Source organism: Comamonadaceae bacterium OTU4NAUVB1, assembly GCA_024372625.1.
GTDB lineage: Bacteria > Pseudomonadota > Gammaproteobacteria > Burkholderiales > Burkholderiaceae_C > Variovorax.
Genome location: CP099607.1, coordinates 120,384 through 140,635, shown reverse-complemented (window position 1 = coordinate 140,635; position 20,252 = coordinate 120,384). Strand labels below are relative to the sequence as shown.

Annotated in this window: 19 protein-coding genes; 10 read left to right on the top strand and 9 right to left on the bottom strand. The window is 72.5% G+C overall.

Going from position 1 to position 20,252, the window contains the following annotated elements; genetic code table 11:
* Nucleotides 1-23 precede the first annotated feature (23 nt).
* Genes NF681_20320 through NF681_20310 form a run of 3 tightly spaced genes read left to right on the top strand, consistent with a single transcriptional unit; the run spans nucleotide 24 to nucleotide 3,216 of the window.
* Nucleotides 24-884 (top strand): hypothetical protein, encoded by an 861-nt coding sequence (locus NF681_20320; GenBank protein ID UST56328.1) that lies wholly within the window; start codon nucleotides 24-26, stop codon nucleotides 882-884.
* Nucleotides 872-2,539: a mannitol dehydrogenase family protein gene (locus tag NF681_20315; GenBank protein UST56327.1), complete on the top strand. Its 1,668-nt coding sequence runs from the start codon at nucleotides 872-874 to the stop codon at nucleotides 2,537-2,539. The genes NF681_20320 and NF681_20315 overlap by 13 nt, the downstream gene beginning before the upstream one ends.
* Nucleotides 2,536-3,216 carry an HAD family phosphatase gene (locus tag NF681_20310; protein UST56326.1) on the top strand — a complete coding sequence of 227 codons (681 nt, stop codon included), beginning with the start codon at nucleotides 2,536-2,538 and terminating at the stop codon, nucleotides 3,214-3,216. Before NF681_20315 ends, NF681_20310 begins: the two co-directional genes overlap by 4 nt.
* Before the next feature lie 5 nt (nucleotides 3,217-3,221).
* On the opposite strand, the gene NF681_20305 is transcribed toward NF681_20310, so the two are convergent.
* Together NF681_20305 and NF681_20300 are read right to left on the bottom strand one after the other, a co-directional pair.
* Nucleotides 3,222-4,031, bottom strand: a complete 810-nt coding sequence (locus NF681_20305) for a hypothetical protein (GenBank protein UST56325.1) — start codon at nucleotides 4,029-4,031, stop codon at nucleotides 3,222-3,224.
* A complete protein-coding gene (locus NF681_20300; protein UST56324.1) occupies nucleotides 4,028-4,318 on the bottom strand; it encodes a hypothetical protein in 291 nt (96 codons plus the stop codon). The genes NF681_20305 and NF681_20300 overlap by 4 nt, the downstream gene beginning before the upstream one ends.
* Nucleotides 4,319-4,391: 73 nt before the next feature.
* On the opposite strand from NF681_20300, the gene NF681_20295 reads away from it, so the two are divergent.
* Nucleotides 4,392-5,780, top strand: coding sequence for an FAD-dependent oxidoreductase (locus tag NF681_20295; protein ID UST56323.1), 1,389 nt, complete (start codon nucleotides 4,392-4,394; stop codon nucleotides 5,778-5,780).
* 24 nt (nucleotides 5,781-5,804) lie between these two features.
* On the opposite strand, the gene ctaD is transcribed toward NF681_20295, so the two are convergent.
* From ctaD to NF681_20280, 3 genes are read right to left on the bottom strand one after another with little or no spacing between them, the layout of a single operon-like run.
* Nucleotides 5,805-7,424 (bottom strand): cytochrome c oxidase subunit I, encoded by a 1,620-nt coding sequence (ctaD, locus tag NF681_20290; GenBank protein UST56322.1) that lies wholly within the window; start codon nucleotides 7,422-7,424, stop codon nucleotides 5,805-5,807.
* A gap of 57 nt (nucleotides 7,425-7,481) precedes the next feature.
* A complete protein-coding gene (locus NF681_20285; GenBank protein UST56321.1) occupies nucleotides 7,482-8,012 on the bottom strand; it encodes a DUF2244 domain-containing protein in 531 nt (176 codons plus the stop codon).
* Nucleotides 8,009-8,977 carry an NAD(P)/FAD-dependent oxidoreductase gene (locus tag NF681_20280; GenBank protein ID UST56320.1) on the bottom strand — a complete coding sequence of 323 codons (969 nt, stop codon included), beginning with the start codon at nucleotides 8,975-8,977 and terminating at the stop codon, nucleotides 8,009-8,011. The genes NF681_20285 and NF681_20280 overlap by 4 nt, the downstream gene beginning before the upstream one ends.
* A 130-nt stretch (nucleotides 8,978-9,107) precedes the next feature.
* Here NF681_20280 and NF681_20275 point away from each other — a divergent pair, with 130 nt between their 5' ends.
* Nucleotides 9,108-11,069, top strand: a complete 1,962-nt coding sequence (locus NF681_20275) for a S9 family peptidase (protein ID UST56319.1) — start codon at nucleotides 9,108-9,110, stop codon at nucleotides 11,067-11,069.
* Between the two features lie 41 nt (nucleotides 11,070-11,110).
* Here the strand turns inward: NF681_20275 and NF681_20270 are convergent, their stop codons facing one another.
* The gene (locus tag NF681_20270; protein UST56318.1) at nucleotides 11,111-11,569 is read right to left on the bottom strand and encodes a hypothetical protein; all 459 of its coding nucleotides are present in this window, start codon (nucleotides 11,567-11,569) and stop codon (nucleotides 11,111-11,113) included.
* Nucleotides 11,570-11,866: 297 nt separating this feature from the next.
* On the opposite strand from NF681_20270, the gene NF681_20265 reads away from it, so the two are divergent.
* On the top strand, nucleotides 11,867-12,625 hold the full coding sequence (locus NF681_20265; protein UST56317.1) for an ABC transporter substrate-binding protein: 759 nt from the start codon (nucleotides 11,867-11,869) through the stop codon (nucleotides 12,623-12,625).
* A 48-nt stretch (nucleotides 12,626-12,673) separates the two neighbouring features.
* On the opposite strand, the gene NF681_20260 is transcribed toward NF681_20265, so the two are convergent.
* Nucleotides 12,674-13,984, bottom strand: a complete 1,311-nt coding sequence (locus NF681_20260) for a cation:proton antiporter (protein ID UST56316.1) — start codon at nucleotides 13,982-13,984, stop codon at nucleotides 12,674-12,676.
* Nucleotides 13,985-14,408: 424 nt separating this feature from the next.
* On the opposite strand from NF681_20260, the gene NF681_20255 reads away from it, so the two are divergent.
* From NF681_20255 to NF681_20240, 4 genes are all read left to right on the top strand, one after another.
* A complete protein-coding gene (locus NF681_20255; protein ID UST56315.1) occupies nucleotides 14,409-14,819 on the top strand; it encodes a YsnF/AvaK domain-containing protein in 411 nt (136 codons plus the stop codon).
* A 75-nt stretch (nucleotides 14,820-14,894) separates the two neighbouring features.
* Nucleotides 14,895-16,016, top strand: coding sequence for a YsnF/AvaK domain-containing protein (locus NF681_20250; protein ID UST56314.1), 1,122 nt, complete (start codon nucleotides 14,895-14,897; stop codon nucleotides 16,014-16,016).
* A gap of 98 nt (nucleotides 16,017-16,114) precedes the next feature.
* Nucleotides 16,115-17,296 (top strand): AI-2E family transporter, encoded by a 1,182-nt coding sequence (locus NF681_20245; protein ID UST56313.1) that lies wholly within the window; start codon nucleotides 16,115-16,117, stop codon nucleotides 17,294-17,296.
* Between the two features lie 98 nt (nucleotides 17,297-17,394).
* The gene (locus tag NF681_20240) at nucleotides 17,395-18,420 is read left to right on the top strand and encodes a lysylphosphatidylglycerol synthase domain-containing protein (protein UST56312.1); all 1,026 of its coding nucleotides are present in this window, start codon (nucleotides 17,395-17,397) and stop codon (nucleotides 18,418-18,420) included.
* A 59-nt stretch (nucleotides 18,421-18,479) separates the two neighbouring features.
* Here the strand turns inward: NF681_20240 and NF681_20235 are convergent, their stop codons facing one another.
* Both NF681_20235 and NF681_20230 read right to left on the bottom strand, forming a co-directional pair.
* A complete protein-coding gene (locus NF681_20235; protein UST56311.1) occupies nucleotides 18,480-19,016 on the bottom strand; it encodes a pyridoxamine 5'-phosphate oxidase family protein in 537 nt (178 codons plus the stop codon).
* A 125-nt stretch (nucleotides 19,017-19,141) separates the two neighbouring features.
* A complete protein-coding gene (locus tag NF681_20230; protein ID UST56310.1) occupies nucleotides 19,142-20,197 on the bottom strand; it encodes an ABC transporter substrate-binding protein in 1,056 nt (351 codons plus the stop codon).
* Between the last annotated feature and the right edge of the window lie 55 nt (nucleotides 20,198-20,252).

Genomic DNA, 20,252 nt, shown 5'->3' with positions numbered 1-20,252 from the left:
CCCACCCGGCCGACGACCCCACCGTGCCACGTTCCAACCTCGTCATCGCCCGCGCCGGGCGCGGCTCGCTCCATCCGGCCTGGCTCACGCCCGCCCAGCCCCGCAACTGGGACCTCATGCTGTGTCCCTACCAGCCCCTGCCGCCGCAGGACACGGCGGACATCACGGTGGGCGAGGTGCGTCCCGGCCCCAAATGGACCGGCCTGCGCGAACTGCTGAGCGACTGGCAGGGCTGGCGCGACTACGACCAGATCTGGCTGCCCGACGACGACATCTTCGCCAGCCAGGACACCATCAACCGCCTGTTCGACCTGGGCCGGGCGATGTCGTTCGCGCTGTTCGCGCCCGCCCTGCAGGAAGCCTCGTACTACGCCCACTTCGACACCATGCGCAACCAGGCCTGTTTCGCCCGGCGCACCGGCTTTGTGGAGATCATGGTGCCGTGCTTCAGCACGCGCGCGCTGGCGGCCCTGCTGCCCACGCTCGATCTGACCCCGACCGGCTGGGGCTGGGGCCTGGACTCGCTGTGGCCCCACCTGCTGGCCTACCGCGACATCGGCATCATCGACGCCGCGCCGGTGCTGCACACGCGCCCGGTCGGCCAGTTCCGGGACGCCGAACTCGGCCGCCGGGTGCGCGCCGAGTCCGACCACATCATGGCCACCCACGGCTGCGGCCAGGTCCACACCACCTTCGAGCTGATCGGGCCCGACCGGCAACCCGTTCCCCTGGCGTCCGACGCGCTTGCGGCAAGACTTGCCGACGGGTGGCGCTACCTGTTCCCGACCAACCCGGCGGTGCTGCCCTGGCTGCTGGACGCGCAGCGCCCGCGCGGCGGCTGGAGCGACTACCCGATCGCGGGAAGCCCGTCGTGCGCCCGGTAGGCGCCACCGCCCCGGCCGGGCCGGGCGCCGCCACGTGCGCCGACGGGCCCGACGCGCCCGATGCGCCTTGGCGCTCCGCCACCCGCCTGTCGATGGCCGCCCTGGACGGCCTGCCCGCCCGCGTGGCGAGGCCGTCGTTCGACCCCGCGGCGCTGCGCTGCGGCATCCTGCACCTGGGTTGCGGCGCGTTCCACCGCGCGCACCAGGCGTTCCTCACGCAGAAGGCCATCGAGGCCGAGCACGGCGTCTCCCGGATGCTGCGGGGCGCGTGCCTGCCGGCCTGGGGCATCGCGGCCGTCAGCCTGAGGACGCCCGACACCGTGCGCGCGCTGCGCCGCCAGGACGGGCTCTTCAGCGTGCTCGAACGCGGCGCGCGGACCGATCGCGCGACGGTGGTGGGCACGCTGCGGCGGGTCGTCCACGCGCCGGCGCAGCCCGACGCGCCGGCCCGCGCGCTGGCCGACCCGGCGATCCGCGTCGTCACGCTCACCGTGACGCTGGCGGGCTACTGCATGGCGCCGGTCACCGGCCGGCTGGACACCGACGATGCGGCCGTGCGCCAGGACCTGGCGGGGCCGCATCCCCGCAGCGCGATCGGGGTGCTGGTGGAGGGCCTGCGGCGGCGCCGCCTCGCGGGCCTGTCGCCGCCGGTCGTCCTCTCCTGCGACAACGTCCCGGCCAACGGCCGCATGCTGCGCGGGCTGTGCATCGACCACGCCGCGCTGCGCGACGACCGGCTGGCGACCTGGATCGCCCGGCACGTGCAGTTCCCCTGCACCATGGTCGACCGCATCGTGCCGTCGGCTTCGCCCGACGACCGGGTGCGGGCGCGCGCGGCGCTGGGCCTCCTCGACGCCGCGCCGGTGGCGGCCGAGCCGTTCCACCAGTGGGTCATCGAGCGCTTCGACGGTCCGCGCCCCCGCTGGGACGCCGCCGGCGCGGAGTACGTGGAGGACGTTGCACCGTGGGAAGCCTCCAAGCTGCGCCTGCTCAACGGCGGCCACCTGGCCATCGGCTACCTGGGGCTGCTGGGCGGGTGCGCCACCGTCGCCGAGACCATGGAATTGCCGGGCCTGAGCGCGTTCGCCCTGCGCTTCATGCTCGACGAACAGAAGCCCACCCTGCCCCCGAGCGACCACGACATCGACGCCTACGCGCGCCAGCTCCTCGCGCGCTGGAAGAACCATTCCATCGCCCACCGGCTCGCGCGCGTGACGCGCGAGGGCACGGCCAAGCTGCCCGCGCGGCTGATCGCCTCGCTGCGCGAGAACCGCCGGGCGGGCCGCCCCGCCCCGTGCACCGCCCTGGCCGTCGCCGCCTGGATGTGCTGCTGCGCCGACGCGGAGGCGGAGGCGGACGCGGCGTCGCGGGCCGGCGCGGACGGTCGTGCGCTCGCGCTGGAGGACCCGGTCGCGGCGCGCTGGCGCCAGGACGTGCGCGCGGTCGCGCACGACCCGCAGCGTCTGGTCGATCGCCTGCTCGCGCGCGTCGAGGTCTTCGGCACCGACCTGCCGCGCGACGCCGCGTTGCGCGCCGCGCTGGTCTACGCCGTGTGGCTGCTGCGGCAGCGCGCGGTGCGCGGGGCGGTGGCCGCCTGCGTCGGCGGCGAACTCTGGGACCGGGGCCCGTCCCTCGCGGGGCCGGCCGGGTCATGACGCGCCTCCCCGACATCGATGCCGTCGTCTTCGACATGGACGGCCTGCTGCTGGACACGGAATCCCTGGCCCGCGAGGCCCTCCACCGGGCCGGCGACGGGCTGGGCCTCGCGCTGGACGAGGCGTTCTGCGCCTCGCTGATCGGGGTGCCCGTCGACGCGTGCCGCGCGCTGCTGCTGGAACGCCACGGCGCCTCGGTCGCGGCCGACGCGTTCTTCGCCGACGTGGCGCGGCAGCTGGAGGCCCGCGTCGCGGCCGGCGCGCTGCGGCTGAAGGCGGGAGCGCTGGCACTGCTCGCGCACCTGGAGCAGGCCGGCCTGCCCCGGGCCGTGGCGACCTCCTCGTCGCGGGCCAAGGCGCTGCACCACCTGGAGAAGGCCGGCATCGCCGGGCGCTTCGACGCGATCGTCACGCGCGACGACGTCGCGCGCGGCAAACCCTTTCCGGACCTGTTCCTGCTGGCGGCCCGGCGGCTCGGCGTCCCGCCCGCGCGCTGCCTGGCGCTGGAGGATTCCCACAACGGCGTGCGCGCGGCCCATGCCGCGGGCATGCCGGTGGTGATGGTGCCGGACCTGCTGGCGCCGACGGACGAGATGCGGTCGCTGTGCCATTCGATCGCCACCGACCTGCACGGCATCGTCGCGCTGCTGCGCCCCGCCGGGCCGGCGCCCGTCTAGCGCGGTCACACCGGGGCGAACACGCGCGTCGGCGGCGCGAACACGCCCACCGGGCGGGCCGGCACGATCGTGCCGCCGCGCCGCAGGTGGGCCGCCGGCTTGCGCGCCTCCCACGCCGCCACCGCCCGCCGGTTGAGCCGCGCGGGCAGCGGCCACCGGTGGCGATGGCCGTCGTCGAGCGTCGCCATCTCGCCCCAGGGCGCGTAGCGCGCGTGGACGGCGGCGAGCTCCTGCTCGGGGTCGATCCCGCTGCGCCGAAGCATCTCGTAGAACGGGCCGCCGCTCCTTTCCATCGGCTTGGTGTGGGCCATCGCCACGGCGTCCACGACGGCGAGGCGGCCACGGTCGCGCAGCAGCGACGACCAGGCGTAGTCGATGCCCCAGGTGCAGGTCGTCAGCCCGAACGTCTCGGTCATCAGCTCGTCCAGGGCCGCGCGCGAGAAGCACGGGGCCATCACCTCCACGAAGTTGACCCGCCGCACGACGCACATGGGATTCCACAGATTGATCCGGTGGTTCGCATGGCTGCCCCAGGCGATGGCCGGCTGGCTCAGGAACAGCGCGTCGCGCTCGCAGTGGTCGAAGAAGCGGGAGACGTCGCCCGGCCGGAAGCGCAGGTCGTCGTCGAGCAGCAGCACCCGGCGGTACCCGCGCGCCTCGGGATGGCTCGCCGAATAGGCCATGAAGGCCTCGAACTTGTTGATGCCGCCGCCCTCGAAGATCTCGACGCCGGGGTCCGCCAGGTCGGCCGGCGACGGACCCGCCCAGGCGTTGACGCAGCAGTCCCAGTTGCGCGCCGGGTCGGCGTCGATCATTTCGCGGTGCAAGGAGTGCCGGCCGGCCCGGACGAAGACGAGGTGATCGCGCATGACGGATCGCTGGTAGTGGATGGCGCGTCGTCCGGGGCAACCGGCGTGCCGCGACCGGTCGTCGCGTCCCGGCGGAGGCGGCGCTCGCGGTCCGGCGGGGACGCGACGTCCTCGCCCGTGTAGACCACGCCCAGCGCGGTCAGCCGGACGTTCGCGAGCAGCCGGGCCTGCGTCGCCGTCATCCCCCGGCCGTCGACGTCGCGCCGCAGGAGCCGTCGGAAGAATGGGTGCATGGGAAACCTCCTGGGCGACGCGCGGCAAGCCGGATGCCGGCCGGGGGGCACGCCGCTTGCCCCGCACCACGCCATGTCCAGAACCTCGCTCCTGCGCACCGCCGCCGTCCCGCCGCCGTCCGTGGAGACCGTCCCGGAGACGGCGCGCGGCCACCACGACGTGCTCGCGCCGACCGTGGTCGTCGGCGGCGGCGCCGCCGGGCTGGAACTCGTGACCCGGCTGACCCGCCAGGCCCGGCGCGGGGGTGGCGCGCCGGCCCCCGTGGTGCTGGTCGACCGGGTCCTGGACCACGTGTGGAAGCCCCGCCTGCACGAGATCGCCACCGCCATGCAGAGCCGGGCCGCCGCGGCGAGTTCGTTCCTCGGCCACGCGAGCGCGCACGGCTACCGCTACGAGATCGGCGCGCTCGAACAGGTCGATCCGGTGGGCCGCACCGTCACGCTGGGCCCGGTCGTCGGCCCCCAGGGCCAGGACGTGCTGCCGGCGCGGACGATCCCCTACGGCCGGCTGGTGCTGGCGCTGGGCAGCGAGGAGAACGATTTCGGCACGCCCGGCGCGCGCGCCCACTGCCACTTCCTCAACGACCCCGAACAGGCGACGCGGATCCGCGACGCGCTGCTGGTGGGCGCCTTCCGGGTGGCGCGCGGCCAGCAGGCGGGCCTCTCGGTGGTCGTCGTCGGCGGCGGCGCGACCGGGGTCGAGCTGTGCGCCGAGATCCACCATGCGATCGACGCCCTGCGCGTCCACGAGCCGGCGCTGGACGACACGCGCATCCGCCTCGTGGTCGTCGAAGGCGCCGATCGCCTGCTGAGTTCGAACCCGCCCGAGGTCTCCGCCCATGCCGCCCGGGCGCTCGAGCGGCGCAACGTGGAGATCGTCCTGGGCGACCGGGTCGCGAGCATCGACGCGCACGGCGTCCTCCTGCGCAGCGGCCGGCGCATCGATGCGGACCTGCGCATCTGGACGGCGGGGATCCGTGGCCCGCGGGTCTTCGAACGCATCCCGGTCCTGCCGATCACCCGCTCGGGCCGGGTGCGGGTGGACGGCCGGCTGCGGTGCGTGGGACTGCCCGACGTCCACGCCATCGGCGACTGCGCCGAGTGGGTCGATCCCGCCACCGGCCACCCGGCGCCCTACACGGCGCAGGTCGCGTCGGCCCAGGCGCGCTACCTGGCCGAGGCGCTGCGCGCCGGGCCCGGCGGGGCCGACGCGCCGGACTTCCATTTCGAGAGCGCGGGCGCGATCGTCTCGCTGGGCGACCGCGCGGCGGCCGGCAACCTGACGACCCGCTTCGGGCGCCGCAGCCACGACCGCATCGTCCAGGGGCTGAGCGCGAAGCTGGTCTACGCCGCCCTCTACCGCCAGCACGAACTGGCCATCCACGGCTGGCGCGGCGCCCTGCGCCGGCTGCTGGGCGACTGGCTCGGCCGCACCCGCCAGCCGGACCTGAAGCTGCATTGAGGCCGCGCGCGCGGCCCGGCCGCCTCAGCCGATCACGCGCGTCGCCGTGACGTCCAGGCGCGGCGGCGTCTCGAAGGTGTGGAAGGGCGCGGGGGAAGGCACCTCCCATTCGAGTCCCTCGGCGCCCTCCCAGGGCTTGGCGGGCGCGGGCTCGCCCCGCTTGCGCAGCGCCGGCACCACCACGAAGAGCACGAAGTAGGCCTGCGCGAAGCCGAAGAAGAACGCCCCGGCGCTCGCGATGGCGTTGAAATCCGCGAACTGCATCGGATAGTCCACGTAACGCCGGGGCATGCCCGCCAGGCCCAGGAAGTGGAGCGGGAAGAACGCCACGTTGAAGCTCACCAGCGACAGCCAGAAGTGCGTCTGGCCACGGCGCTCGCTGTACATCACCCCGGTCCACTTCGGCACCCAGTAGTAGAACCCCGAGAACATCGCGAACAGCGAACCCGCCACCAGCACGTAGTGGAAATGGGCGATCACGTAGTGGGTGTCGTGGACCTGGATGTCGATCGGCGCCACCGCCAGGATCAGCCCGGTGAAGCCGCCCATGCTGAAGACGAAGATGAAGCCGGCCGCCCACAGCATCGGCGTCTCCATGGAGATCGAGCCCTGCCACATCGTGGCCACCCAGTTGAAGACCTTCACCGCCGTGGGCACCGCCACCAGCATCGTCGTGTACATGAAGAACAGCTGGCCCGTCACCGGCATGCCGGTGGTGAACATGTGGTGCGCCCACACGATGAACGACAGGATCGCGATGGCGCCGAGCGCGTAGACCATGGAGGCGTAGCCGAAGAGCTTCTTGCGCGAGAACGCCGGCACCACCTGGCTCACGATGCCGAAGGCCGGCAGGATCATGATGTAGACCTCCGGGTGGCCGAAGAACCAGAAGATGTGCTGGAACAGCACCGGGTCGCCGCCACCCGAGGGCGCGAAGAAGGTGGTGCCGAAGTGGCGGTCGGTCAGCAGCATCGTGACGGCGCCGGCGAGCACCGGCATGACCGCGATGAGCAGGTAGGCGGTGATCAGCCACGACCAGCAGAACATGGGCATCTTCATCAGCGTCATGCCGGGCGCGCGCATGTTGAGGATGGTGACGATGATGTTGATCGCGCCCATGATCGAACTCGCCCCCATCACGTGGATGGCGAAGATGCCGAAGTCCATGCCCGGGCCCATCTGCAGGCTCAGCGGCGGGTACAGCGTCCAGCCCGCGCCGATCGAGCCGGCGGCCGTGAAGAACGGCGCCACCAGCAGGATCGCCGCCGGCGGCAGCAGCCAGAAGCTGAAGTTGTTCATCCTGGCGAAGGCCATGTCGGAAGCGCCGATCTCCAGCGGCACCATCCAGTTCGCGAAGCCCACGAAGGCCGGCATGATCGCGCCGAACACCATGATCAGGCCGTGCATGGTCACGAACTGGTTGTAGAGCTCGGGGTTGAGGATCTGCAGGCCGGGCCGGAAGAGTTCGGCGCGGATCGCCAGGGCCAGCACGCCGCCGACCATCAGCATGGTCAGGCTGAACAGCAGGTAGAGCGTGCCGATGTCCTTGTGGTTGGTCGCGAGCAGCCAGCGGCGCCAGCCCACCGGGACCGCGTGCGGTTCTTCGTGCGGGGTGGCGTGGGCATCGAGGGTGGAGGTGCTCATGACGGTCCTGACCGAGTGGAGGGCGACCGGAGCCGGGCAAGCCGCATGCCGGCGCGCTCAGGCACCGGGGCGGCCCGCGCGGATGGCGGCCAGCGCCTCGGCGCACTCGGCCACGAACCGGCGGCGCTGCGCGTCGCCGACGTGGCGGCCCACCCGCACGCGCATCCCGCCGCAGCGCAGCGTCGGCGCCGAGCCCTCCCGGTGTTCCAGCCGCACCCAGGCCGGGTGCAGCGCGCAGGCGCGCACCTCGCCGCCGTTCACGGATTCGATCCACAGGGCGTCGCGGTCCAGCCGGATGCGTTCGCCGTCCACGGCGTGCTGCGCGTAGACCCGCACGGCGCCGACGAGGAACAGCACCTCGATCCCGCAGAACACCGCGACCCCTGGATAGCCGAGCCACCAGAAGCCGCCGCCGACCGCGCCGATCACCGAGGCGATCGCCCCGACCTGCAGGCCCAGCCGGCGTGGCGACATCGCGCAGTTGCGCGTGAGCTTCCACTGCCTGGGCTCGGTCGGCCCACTCGGCTCACTCGGTTCGTTCGGCCCATTCGGCTCGTTCGCCTCGCGGCGCTCGACGGCTTCGCTCATGGCGCGGCTCCAGGTCGGGGATGATCGGCGGGGGCCACGGGCATGCCGCGCGTGCCCAGGCGGCGGTGCATCGCCGAGGCGGCGACGGCGGCCCCGCCGGCGGCGACGGCGATCTGGTTGAGTCCCTGGGCGACGTCGCCGATCGCGTAGAGCCCGTCGACGTCGCTCGCGTGGTGCGCGTCCACGGCCACGTAGCCGCCCTCGCGCGTCGTCGCGCCCAGCGCGCGGGCGAGGTGCGCGTGCACGTCCACCCCCAGGGCGCAATAGAGCGCGTCGCGGCGCGTCTCGCGCTCGCCGTGGACCACCGTCACGCGGTCGTTCCAGTGGCGGATGCTGCGCACGGGCTCCTCGGGACACGCGATGCTGGCCCGGGCCAGCCGCTCGCGCTCCGCCGGCGCGAGCGCCCGCGCGCCGCCTTCCATGAACAGCACGACGTCGGCGGAGAAATGCCGCAGGTAGACGGCCTCGGCCACCCCGGCCGGGCCGTCCGCGAACACGCCGACGGCACGGTCGATGACCTCGTAGCCGTCGCACACCGGGCAGTAGCGCAACGCGCCGGTGCGCAGCGCCTCCAGCAGGTGGGGCATGGCCGGGGCGATGTCGGTGACGCCGGTGGCCAGCAGCAGCCGCGCACGCACGTCCCCGCTGCCCCAGCGCACCCGGAAGCCGTCCGCCTCGCGTTCCACGCGCTCCACCGTGGCCATCACCGTGCGCACCGGGTAGGGCGCCAGCTGGCTGCGCAGCGACGCGAGCAGCGTGGCGCCGGCGATGCCTTCGGGGAAGCCCGGGACGTTGTGGGAGCGCGCGATCTTCGCGGCGCGGCTCTGGTTGGCGTCGATCAGCGCCACCGTGCGCCGAAAGCGCGCGAGGTAGAGGGCGGCGGTCAGGCCGCCCGGGCCGCCGCCCACGATCGCGACATCGACGCGCGCGTCGGCCTCGGGGCCACCGGTGTCCAGGATTTGCATGCGCACCGTGGTGGCAACGCCCGTGCCCGGGCCGGCGCCGCGCGCACGGCATCCCGTTTGCTCCTCGGGCACGCCGCGGGACCGGCTTCGCGCCGTCGCCCATTTCCCTTCCTTGCCATCCGTCGCTCCCATGCCGCAACCCTTCACCGTGCAGGACCTCCACCTGCATCACCAGATCACCGACATCCACTGCGCGCCGGGCCTCGACCTGGCCGCCTGCACGGTCCGTTCGGTCGATCGCGCGAACGACCGCTACGTCTCCCGGATCTGGGCCTTCGGCCTGGACGGCTCGCCCCCCCGCCCCATGACGCGGGAACAGGGGCTGGACGACACGCCGCGCTGGTCGCCCAGTGGCGACCGGCTCGCCTTCCTGTCGGGCCGGGACGGCGCCTCGCCCCAGGTCTGGCTGATGCGCCGCGACGGCGGCGAGGCGTGCCAGCTCGGCCGCTTCGACGAATCGGTGACGCAGCTGCGGTGGGCGCCGCACGGCCGCTCGCTGGTGGTGTGCGCGGCGGTCCGGGTGGACCCGGAACTGCGCGGCGCCCCGGCGTCCGGGCCGGTGCCCGAGCGCAAGGTCTCCGCGCCCGAGATCGCCTGGCGGCTGCCCTACAAGGAGGACGGCATCGGCTACCTCCTGCAGCGCCAGATCCATCTGTTCTCGCTCGACGCGCAGTGCGGCGACCACGTCGCGATCACGCGGGGCGCGTTCGACGTCATGGCCTTCGACATCGCCGCCGACGGCGGGCGGATCGCCTATTCACGCTCGCGCGAGGGCCGCTTCGCGCACGCCACCGACCTGTGGGTGTGCGACATCGAGGGCCGCGAACACCGCCGGCTGACGCACGACCACGCCATCGTGATGCAGCCGGTCTGGTCGCCGGACGGGCGCTTCATCGCCTTCACCGGCGCCACCCAGGACGGCGACGCGGAGCCCAAGCTGTGGCTGGTCGACGTCGCCAGCGGCGCGGTGCGGATGATGGGCGACGCGTCGTTCGATGTCGCCGATCCGCTGTCGGTCCAGTGGACGCGCGACGGCGCGGCCATCGTGTGCACGCGCGCCTGGCGGGGCCGCCACCACATCGTGTCGATCGCCGTGCCGAGCGGCGACGTCGAGGTCCTGGTCGCGGGCGACCGGCAGCTCGGCGCCTTCGGGCTGACCGAGCGGCACTTCGTCTACGCCGTCGCGCACCCGTCTCTGCCCAGCGAACTCTGGGCGTCGGCGCGCGAGGGCGGCGGCGAGGTGCAGGTCAGCGACCTGAACCCCTGGTGGCGCGACCGCACGCCGATCGAGGCGGAGGTCCGTTCCTTCGAGGTCCCCGACGGCCAGGGCGCCACCGAGACGATCGAGGGCTGGCTGCTGCGCCAGCGCGGCGCCACCGGCGCGGGCCCCCTGCTCGACGACATGCACGGTGGCCCGGCGAGCTACGCCCTGCTCGACTTCGACACCAACGTGTTCTGGCAGGTCCTGTGCGCGCGCGGCTGGTCGGTGCTGGCGCTCAACGCGGTGGGCTCGTCGAGCTACGGCCGCGCGTTCTGCCAGCGGCTGGCCGGCCACTGGGGCGAGCACGACCTGCCGCAGCACCTCGCCGCCATCGCGCGACTGCAGCGCGACGGCGTCGCGGACGACCGGGTGGCGTGCTCGGGCAAGTCCTACGGCGGCTACCTGAGCGCCTGGGCCACCGGCCACACGGACCGTTTCCGGGCCGCCGTGGTGATGGCGCCGGTGGGCAACATCGAGACCCACTACGGGACGTCGGACGGCGGCTACTACGCCGACCCCTACTACCTCGCCACCGCCCCGCGCTTCGATCGCGGACGCGCCCGGGCGCTGTCGCCGCTGCACCACATCGAGCAATCGCGCACGCCCACCCTGTTCCTGCAGGGCAAGGAGGACGAACGCTGTCCCAAGTGCCAGTCGGAGGAACTGTTCGTAAGCCTCGCGCGGGCGGGCGACACGCCGACCGAACTCATCCTCTATCCCGGGGAGCACCACGGCTTCCTGGGCAGCGGCGCCCCGGCCTGCCGGGAGGATGCGGCCCGACGGATCGTCGACTGGGTCTGCCGCCACGCCGCACCGGCCGGGCCGGGCTGACGGCGGGCGTCGGGCGTCGCGGCCGCGCCCGGTGCGCCGGCTCAGTCGTCGACCTTGGTGGCCTGGAAGTAGGGCTGCGACGACTCCATGAAGGCATGGTGGAGCCGGGCGAGTTCCAGGGCCTGGCGCCGGGCCTCGGTGCGTGCGTCGGCCGCGCCGTCGCGCATCGCGGCGACCGCGGCCTCGAAACGCACCGTCGCCTCCTTCCAGGCGTCGTAGCGCGCCTGGAATTCGCGCCAGTCCAATGCGTCCTCGGCGCGGGGGCCCTCCAGCGGCGTCTCGCCGCGCGCGGCCTGCAGTTCCCAGGGACTGAACTCGACGTTCGGCCCTTCGGTGAAATCCTGCGCGACGCGCGACAGATCGCCCGGCGAAGGCGCGGGCCGTCCGCTGGCACCTCCGCCCCCGTCGCCACCGCCGACCGCGCCACCCATACCACCCACACCACCCACGCCGGCGTCGCCGGTGTCGCCCCTGCCTGCTTCGGAATCCGTGCCAGCCATCGAAAGGTCCTCCATGAGATCGGCGCCGGCGGGTCGCCGGGCGGCGACCCTACCGGGCGGCGACACCCGGGCAAGCCGGATGCCCGCGCGCGGCGCGGCGCGGCGCGGCGTCCGCCGCCGGCATCCTTGCCGCAAATCCTTCCGCAGCCCGTGCCGGACCCGCCCCGCATCCGACAATCACCTCCCACTCGGAACGACCGATCCCTTCGACGACCCCCTGCCACTCCTGCCACTCCTGCCACTCCTGCCACTCCTGCCCCCCGACCCCCTCCCACCCGACACCACCCGATGAACGCCATGACCACCGCCCTCGATCCCGCCCTCGTCCAGGCCTTCGCCCCCACCGGCGTGCTGCGCGCGTCCATCAACCTGGGCAACCCGATCCTCGCCAACACCGACCCGGCCACGGGCGCGCCCGGCGGCGTCTCGGTCGACCTGGCGCGCGCCTTCGCCGAGCGCCTGGGCGTCGGGCTGGACCTGGTGGTGTTCGACGCCGCCGGCAAGTCGGTGGAGGCCGTGGCCGACGAACGCGCCGACATCGGCTTCTTCGCCATCGACCCGGTGCGCGGCGCGCAGATCGCCTTCACCGACGCCTATGTCCACATCGAGGGCGCCTACCTCGTGCGCGACGCCTCGCCGCTGCGCGACAACGACGCGGTCGACCGCCCCGGCACGCGCGTGGTCGTCGGCAAGGGCAGCGCCTACGACCTGTACCTGACGCGCGAGCTGAAGCAGGCTGCCATCGTGCGCGCGCCCACCTCGCCGACGGTGGTCGCGACCTTCCTGGAACAGGACCTCGACGTCGCCGCCGGCGTGAAGCAGCAGCTGGAGGCCGACGCCGCCCGGCACCCCGGCCTGCGCCTGCTGCCCGGGCGCTTCATGGTGATCCGCCAGGCGATGGGGTGCCCGAAGTCGCGCGGCGAGGCCGCCGCCCGGGTGCTGGGCGATTTCGTCGAGGCGATGAAGGCCAGCGGCTTCGTCGGCGACGCATTGCGCCGCCACGGCATCGAGGGCGCCTCGGTCGCGCCGGCCGCCGACGGCCGGCCGGCGGCATAGCGCCATCGTCCGGTCCTCGCGTGCGGGAATCGTCGGCGGGCCGCCGCGTCAGGACACGCGCTCGTCCCCGCGACGGCCGCGCCGCCGCCGGTCGCGGTAGAGCGTCATGATCGGCGTGGCCGAGACGCCGTGCAGCACCACGGAGGCGGCGATCGTGAACAGCACCACCCCCGTCACCTGCTCGGCCAACGGATCCAGGCCGAGATCGTGGGTCAGCACGAAGGCCAGGTAGTACATCGAGCCGACCCCGCGAACGCCCATCCAGGCGCCGATGCGTCGCTGCGAGCGCGTCCAGCCGCTGCGCCAGGTCACCGCGAAGACCGACAGGGGCCGGATCACGAACAGCAGGCTGGCCGCCAGCAGCGCGTTCTGCCAGGTCACCATCTCCAGCGTCAGCAGGCTGCCGATGACCAGCATCGCCGCCATCTCCGCGAACTTCTCCAGATCCTCGATGAAGTCCAGCGCGATGTTGGTGACCTCGGTGGCGGGAAGCCGGGCGGGCGAACGCACGTCCGGGCCCGGATCGGCCTTGGCCGCCGCGCCGACGGCCTCCTGCTCGATGCCCCGCATGCCCAGTCCGGCCACGAACACCGCCAGGAAACCGTAGACCGACGCGTGGATGGACAGCCCGTAGGTGACCGCGATCAGCCCCAGCGCCAGGAAACTCTCCATGCCGATCGCCGAGCCCTTGTGCCGGCGCAGCGCGATGACCGCGCGCGTGAAGCCGGCGCCGCAGAGCCAGCCGATGCCGATGCCGCCGACGACCGCCCACAGCACGTCCACGCCGAACCATCTCGCGCCGTAGGGCCCGAGCTCGTGGTAGCCCATCAGGCCCAGGGCCAGCATGACGAACGGGAACGCGGTGCCGTCGTTGAGCCCGCCTTCGGCCGTCAGTCCGAACCGGAGGGCGTCGCGGTCCTCGCCGTGCGCGACCTGGACCTCGGACGCCAGCACGGGATCGGTCGGCGCGAGCAGCGAGCCCACCAGCAGCGAGAGGGCCAGGGACCCGCCGAGGGCGACGCCGACCGCCGCGGTCAGGCCGATCGTGATCACCATGGCCACCGTGGCCAGCAGGATGGGCACGCGCCAGGGCGCCTGCGACGCGCGCACCGGCAGCTTCAGCCCGACGGCGAACAGCGACACCAGCACCACCACTTCCGTGAGGATCTCCATCAGGTGGGCATCGTCGTGGATGCCCATGCTCAGGTCGAGCAATTGCAGTCCGTAGGGTCCGGCGGCGATCCCGAGGATCATGTAGACGGCCGCGGAACTGAACGGCAATTTCTTGAGCAGGCTGTCGGAGATCGACATGATCAGCAGCAGCAAACCGAGAAAGAGACACCAATTGGCAAAGGTCATGAGAGGGGGGGGTCGCGATCGGCATTCGTGGGGGTCACCGACCATGGACGCCGGCATCGCGGGCCGGCCAATCCAAGGACCTGCTTGCCTGTCGGAGAAGATCGCCCGCTTTACATTGTTTTTCCATCGGGCCGGGAATCGTCACGAATTGCGGCCCATTGCGACGGATCGAAATGAATTGCGATGGCGCCCGGCCCTCGGCCCCGAGGGCGACGGCCCGCCGACGGCGCGGCCGGGCGGGTGGAATTCCGACACGGGGATGGCGTCGTGAACCACTGCACGCCCGCACGTCCGGGACGGCATAAATTTTCAAAGACCGATCGCCGGACGCAGCGCCGGCGAGTCGCCGGACCCCGCGCGTTGCCCGGGGCCCGGGTCCTTCCGAATCCCGAAGACGACCACCACCACGACCTTGCCGAATGCGATGAACCCAGAGCGCCCCCCCATCACGGCCCCGGTGATCGACGAATCGCTGCGCATCGACAAGCGCCAGGTCGACCACGGCGGCTGGCGCATCGTCAGGACGGTCAGCGAGCGCGAGGAGGCGGTGGACGAGCCGCTGGTGGCGCAGACCGTGCACGTCGAGCGCCGGGCCGTCGGACGCCTGCTGCCCTCGCTGGAGACACCGGCCGCCCGGCAGGAGGGCGACACGCTGATCGTCCCCGTCGTCGAGGAGGTGCTGGTCACCGAGAAGCGGCTGATGCTCAGGGAGGAACTCCACATCACGCGGACGGCGTCGACCCGGCGCCACGCGGAGACCTTCGTGCTGCGCCGCGAGGACGTCGCCATCGAACGACTCGATCCGGACGCCCCGCCGGCCGACGAGACACCTTAGTCACCTGGCCTGTCAAGCCAGTCATCCCAAGCCTTCGACAAGGCTGTTTTCCCCTCCCACAGGAAAGGAACCATCATGAACTCCGTATTGGTTGGAATGTTCGACACCCGTGCCGCCGCCGAGGAAGCGCGCACCCGTCTGCTGGCGGCCGGCTTCTCGCCCGGGCACGTCACGGGCAGCGCCCCGTCCACGGAAAGCGGCGCGGGCGGCGAACCGGCCACCGCGCGCGCCGAGGACCAGGGCGGCATCGCCGGCTTCTTCCGCTCCCTCTTCGGCAACGACGACGCGTCGAATCCGCACGCGGGCACCTACCACGAGGCCTTCCGCCGGGGCGGCTTCGGCCTGACGGTCGAGTCCGTCGCGGACGCCGACATGCCGCGTGTCGGCGAGATCATGGAGGACTGCGGCGCCGTCGACGTCGACGAGCGCGAGCAGCAGTGGCGCAGCGACGGCTGGTCCGGTGGCGCGAGCGGCGCCACCGCCGCGCGAGGCGCCGTGGGCACGCTCGGCAGCGACGTCGCCGCGGGCGAGACGCGCACCGTGAACCTGGTGCAGGAAAACCTGGCCGTGGGCAAGCGCGCGGTGGGCAAGGGGGGCGTGCGCGTGTTCAGCCGCGTGGTCGAGGTGCCGGTCCAGGAAACGGTCCATCTGCGCGAGGCGCACGCCGAAGTCGAGCGCCGCGTCGTCGACCGGCCCGCGACGGAGGCGGATTTCGCGGCCTTCCAGGAAGGCACGATCGAAGTGCGCAACGTGGCCGAGGAGGCCGTCGTGAGCAAGTCGGCGCGCGTGGTGGGCGAGGTCGAGATCGCCACGCAGGTCACCGAACGCGACGAGGTGGTCCGCGACACGCTGCGCAAGACCGAGGTCGACGTCCAGCCGCTCGACGACGCCGGCGGGACCGGCATTGCCGGCGGTGCACGCGCCACCTCCCATTCGGGCTCGGCCACGCCCGCGCATCGCGGGAGCGTGGCCGATCGCGACGGTGTCGCGGCGTCCGTGGGCGCCCATCCGGTGGGCACCGGCGTGGGTGCGCTCGCCGGCGGCGCGGCGGCCGGTGCGGCGGTGGGCACGGTGGCCGGTCCGGTCGGAACCGCCATCGGTGCCGCGGTCGGCGCGGTCGGGGGCGGCCTGGCGGGCAAGGAAGTCGCCGAGGAGATCGATCCCGCCGCCGATTCACCGGCCCGCAAGCCGATCTGACGCGCCGGCGAGGGACGGTGTCGCGAGACTTCGTGACATTGTCCCTAGGGGGTTTCAGGGCGACGCGGCACCCTCGCCGGATCGCATTCGGAGCTCCCATGGACCACCCAGACAACAACAACATCGACGCCGACCCCTCCTCCGGCAGGTCCACGTCGCCGGCCGCGCCCCTGGTCATCCACATGCCGGTGGACGTGCGAAGCGCCTCGCTGGCGGTGCTGGCGGTGCTGGCCCTGGTCTACACCCTGCACTGGGCCTCGCCGGTGTTCATCCCGATCGTGATCAGCTGGGTCTGCACCTACGCCCTGTCCCCGGTGGTCGACTTCCTCGAGAAGCGGCTGCGGTTGTCGCGCTGGCTCGCGGCGGGCCTGCTGCTGCTGGTGCTGGGCGGCGCGGTCGGATGGACGGCGCAGCGCCTGTACGGGAGCGCCATCGCACTGGTCGACGGTCTTCCGGCCGCGGCGCTGAAGATCAAGGCGGGGCTGCAGAAGCAGACGCCCGGACCCGGCGGCGCGTCGACGATCGAGTCCCTTCAGAAGACCGCGACGCAGCTGGAGGAGGCGGCCACGCAGGCCGCCGCCCGCGGCGCCACGCGCTCGGGGGCCACCCGCGTGATCGTCGAGCCACCGGCGTTCAACGTGCGCGAGCACCTGTGGCACGGCACCCTGGGACTCGTGCACCTCGCCGGCCAGCTGGTGCTGGTGGCGTTCCTGACCTTCTTCTCGCTGGGCTGCGGCAAGCTGTTCCGGCGCAAGCTCGTGCGCATCGCCGGCAAGAGCCTGGAGAAGAAGAAGATCACCGTCCACGTGCTGGACGACGTGACCTCCTACATCGAGAAGTACCTGATCGCCCAGTGGGCGACCAGCGTCGTCGTCGGGGTGGCGAGCGGACTGGCCTTCGCGGCCATGGGCCTGGAGAACGCGGCGGTGTGGGGCGTCATCGCGGGCGTCACCAACCTCATTCCCTACCTCGGCTCGGTGGCCGTGATGGCGGCGAGCGGCGCCGCGGCGTTCCTCCAGTTCGGCGAAGTGCGCCCGGCCGTGGCGATCATGGCGGCCTCGCTCGTCGTCCACACGCTCGTGGGCAACCTGCTGCTGCCGTGGCTGACCGGGCGCCACACGCGGATGAATCCGGTGGCCGTCTTCGCCGGCATGATCTTCTGGGGCTGGCTGTGGGGCCTGTGGGGCCTGCTGCTGGGCCTGCCCATCCTGATGATGATCAAGGCCCTGTGCGACCACGTCGAGGACCTGCGGCCGATCGGCGAACTGCTCTCCTCCTGAGCCGGACGCGCGCGGTTTCCCGGCCGTCGATCTCAGCCTACGTCATGACAGGCCGCAATCAGACCTCGGCGGCGGTCGGCGGCGGAAGCATTCCCGCCATGACGACCAAGCAAGCAGCGACATGGCCGACCCGGCTGGCACCGGCATGGCCCGTGCTGTGGAAACACGTCCGCCGCTGGGGACCCCTGGTCTTCGGCGTGGTCGTCTTCGGGCTCCTGGTCTCCCAGGCGCACCGGATCGACTGGTCCGGCGCCTGGCAGGCCCTCAAGGGGTACGAGCCCCTGTTCCTGCTGAAGGTCCTCGGCCTGGCGACCGTCAGCCACGCGCTGTACGCCTGCTTCGATCTGGTGGGCCGGCGCCACACCGGCCACCGGCTGCCGCGCCTGCTGACCTGGTGCATCGCGCTGGCGAGCTACGGCTTCACCCTCAACCTGGGTTCGCTCATCGGCGGCGTCGCCACCCGGGCGCGCCTCTACCTGCGCGCCGGCCTGGACGAGGTCACCATCGCGCAGATCGTCGGCGTGAGCGTGGCGACCAACTGGATGGGCTATGCCCTGGTGGCCGGCGGCCTGTTCGCCGCCGGCGCCATCCGCCCGCCCCCGCAGATCCCGCTGAGTCCCGCGGCCTTCCAGGCGATCGGCTTCGCCATGCTGGCCCTGGCCGGCGTCTACGTCGTCGCGTGCGCGCTGGCCCGGGGCCGGGTCTGGCGCGTGCGCCGGCGCGACATCCACCTGCCCTCGCCCGGGCTCGCGCTGGTGCAGCTGGCCGTGTCGGCCGTCAACTGGTCGCTGATGGGCGCGGCGATGTACCTGCTCCTGAACGGGCGGGTGCCGTACGCGACCACCCTGAGCGTGCTGCTGGCGGCCTCGATCATCGGCGTGCTGACGCCGGTTCCCGCCGGCCTGGGCGTGCTGGAGGCCGTCTACCTCGCCCTGCTCTCGGGCAGCGTCCCGCAGGGCACGCTGATGGGCGCCGTGCTGGCCTACCGGGCGCTCTACTACGTGGTGCCGCTGGGCGGCGCCATCGCGCTCTACCTCGGCCTCGAACGCCGCCTGGCGAAGCGGTCCGACCCCGGCGGCCCACGCACCGGCGCCACGGCGCAGACAGGCGACCGGACCGCCTGAGCGTCCGATGGATCGGCCTGGGCGGGCGCCTCGCCGCCCCGCGCGGACGCCGTGGCGGTTCAGGGCCGCAGCTGGCCTTCGATCGAGTCGTCCAGGGTCTTGCCGATGGCCGCGCCGACGACCATCTTGGTGGCGGCCACGAGGTCCCCGTGCTTGTTGTCCCAGTAGTAGCCGCCCGTCGGCGCCACCTTGATCACCGTGATGCGCGGGTCGTCCTTGCCCTCGGTGAACCACGTCTTCATGATCGGGCGCCACAGCTCGTCGATGCGCGCCGGGTCGCGGCTGACGGTGGCGTGCCCCTCCAGGGTCAGGAAGCCGGCGTGCTTGCTTCCCTGAAGGAAGATCCGCACCTTCGGGTCGGCCTCGATCTCGCGGTTCTTGTGGCTGTCCGAGGCGCTCAGGAACCACAGGTTGCCCGCGTCGTCGGCCTTCTCCACGCTCATCGGCCGGATGCCCTGCGTCGCGCCCATCGCGGCACTGGTGCAGAAGAAGCACGACTGCGCGTCCTCGCTCATGGCCTGGATGCGCCGGGCGGCCTCGTCCCCGGCGAGGTCGGCGTGATTGTCTTCGGGCTGATTGCGGTTGATGGAGTCCATGGTCGTTCCCTGGTTGGCGATCGCCGCATTAGGCGCACGCCCTCGACTCCTGCGATGTAGGAGGACGCAGGCGCCGCGCGGTCCACGCCGGAGGATTCCCGGCGTGGCGCGGCCTCGCGCCGGGCTCAGACCTTGACTTCGCGGTTGAAGCGGTCGATGTACTCGGCACGGCGCGGGTTGAGCCGGGCCCAGTCGACGCCGTTCATGGCCTCGATGTCGGCCATGGTCCTGGCATAGGCCTGCAGGCCCGGACTGAACACCGCCTTGGCGCTGACCGGGGCCACGAAATACGGCGCGGCGGCCATCTGCGTCTGCACCTCGGGGCTCAACGCGGCGTTGATGTAGGCCGCCGCGAGGTCGGGCTGCTTCGTGTTCTTCACGATGTGCATCACGCTCTTGATGTGGATCCACCCGGTGTCGGGCCGGGCCAGCGCCACCGGCACGCCCTTGCCCTGCAGGTCGCCCACGTTGTTGTTGTAGTGCACCGAGATGTCGATCTGGCCCTGCTGGAACAGGGTGGCGAGCGAGCCCGGGTTGCTGGCCACCGCGCTCACGTTGGGCAGCAGCTTCTTCACGAACGCGAACGCCGGCTCCAGGTTCTCCTCGCTGCCGCCGTTGAGGCGGGCGATCTCCACCATCCAGGCCGACATCAGCGTCGAACCCATGCCGGCCAGGCCGACGCGGCCCTTGTATTCGGGCTTGAGAAGGTCGTTCCACGAGCGCGGCGGGTTCTTGATCTTCTCGGTGTTGTAGGCGATGCCGATGATCTGGCCGGAGACGAACACCCCCAGGCCGCGCGGGTCGACCAGCTTGCCCGGGACGTCCTTCAGGTTGGGCACCTTGTCGAGCGGGATCTTCTCGAAGATGTCCTGCGACAGGGCCGCGAGGTAGGGCCCCTCGTCCAGGATGATGACGTCGAACGGCGGATTGCCCTTGGACGCCACCACCTTCGACACGGTGTCCACCGCGAGCGAGGACACCAGCGTGGTGGAGGCCCCGGTGGCCTTGGCGAAGGCCGGCAGCAGGATCGAGCGGTGCGCGGATTCCCAGGCGCCCGGGTAGGTGGTGGCCGAGATCGACCGGGCCTGCGCGTGCGACAGGCCGGCGTGCAGCGCCCATGGCGCCGCACCGATGCCGGCGGCACCCTGCAGCAGTTGGCGACGGGACAGTGACGTGCTCATGGAGTTCCTTTGTTGCGACGAGAACCTGCGGACCAGGCGGGCCGGGTGTGCGCAA

Coding starts and splice junctions, on each gene's coding strand:
- NF681_20310 (UST56326.1), top strand. CDS start 2,536: ATGACGCGCCTCCCCGACATCGATGCCGTCGTCTTCGACATGGACGGC.
- NF681_20305 (UST56325.1), bottom strand. CDS start 4,031: ATGATCGACGCCGACCCGGCGCGCAACTGGGACTGCTGCGTCAACGCC.
- NF681_20300 (UST56324.1), bottom strand. CDS start 4,318: ATGCACCCATTCTTCCGACGGCTCCTGCGGCGCGACGTCGACGGCCGG.
- NF681_20295 (UST56323.1), top strand. CDS start 4,392: ATGTCCAGAACCTCGCTCCTGCGCACCGCCGCCGTCCCGCCGCCGTCC.
- ctaD (UST56322.1), bottom strand. CDS start 7,424: ATGAGCACCTCCACCCTCGATGCCCACGCCACCCCGCACGAAGAACCG.
- NF681_20285 (UST56321.1), bottom strand. CDS start 8,012: ATGAGCGAAGCCGTCGAGCGCCGCGAGGCGAACGAGCCGAATGGGCCG.
- NF681_20280 (UST56320.1), bottom strand. CDS start 8,977: ATGCAAATCCTGGACACCGGTGGCCCCGAGGCCGACGCGCGCGTCGAT.
- NF681_20275 (UST56319.1), top strand. CDS start 9,108: ATGCCGCAACCCTTCACCGTGCAGGACCTCCACCTGCATCACCAGATC.
- NF681_20270 (UST56318.1), bottom strand. CDS start 11,569: ATGGCTGGCACGGATTCCGAAGCAGGCAGGGGCGACACCGGCGACGCC.
- NF681_20265 (UST56317.1), top strand. CDS start 11,867: ATGACCACCGCCCTCGATCCCGCCCTCGTCCAGGCCTTCGCCCCCACC.
- NF681_20260 (UST56316.1), bottom strand. CDS start 13,984: ATGACCTTTGCCAATTGGTGTCTCTTTCTCGGTTTGCTGCTGCTGATC.
- NF681_20255 (UST56315.1), top strand. CDS start 14,409: ATGAACCCAGAGCGCCCCCCCATCACGGCCCCGGTGATCGACGAATCG.
- NF681_20250 (UST56314.1), top strand. CDS start 14,895: ATGAACTCCGTATTGGTTGGAATGTTCGACACCCGTGCCGCCGCCGAG.
- NF681_20245 (UST56313.1), top strand. CDS start 16,115: ATGGACCACCCAGACAACAACAACATCGACGCCGACCCCTCCTCCGGC.
- NF681_20240 (UST56312.1), top strand. CDS start 17,395: ATGACGACCAAGCAAGCAGCGACATGGCCGACCCGGCTGGCACCGGCA.
- NF681_20235 (UST56311.1), bottom strand. CDS start 19,016: ATGGACTCCATCAACCGCAATCAGCCCGAAGACAATCACGCCGACCTC.
- NF681_20230 (UST56310.1), bottom strand. CDS start 20,197: ATGAGCACGTCACTGTCCCGTCGCCAACTGCTGCAGGGTGCCGCCGGC.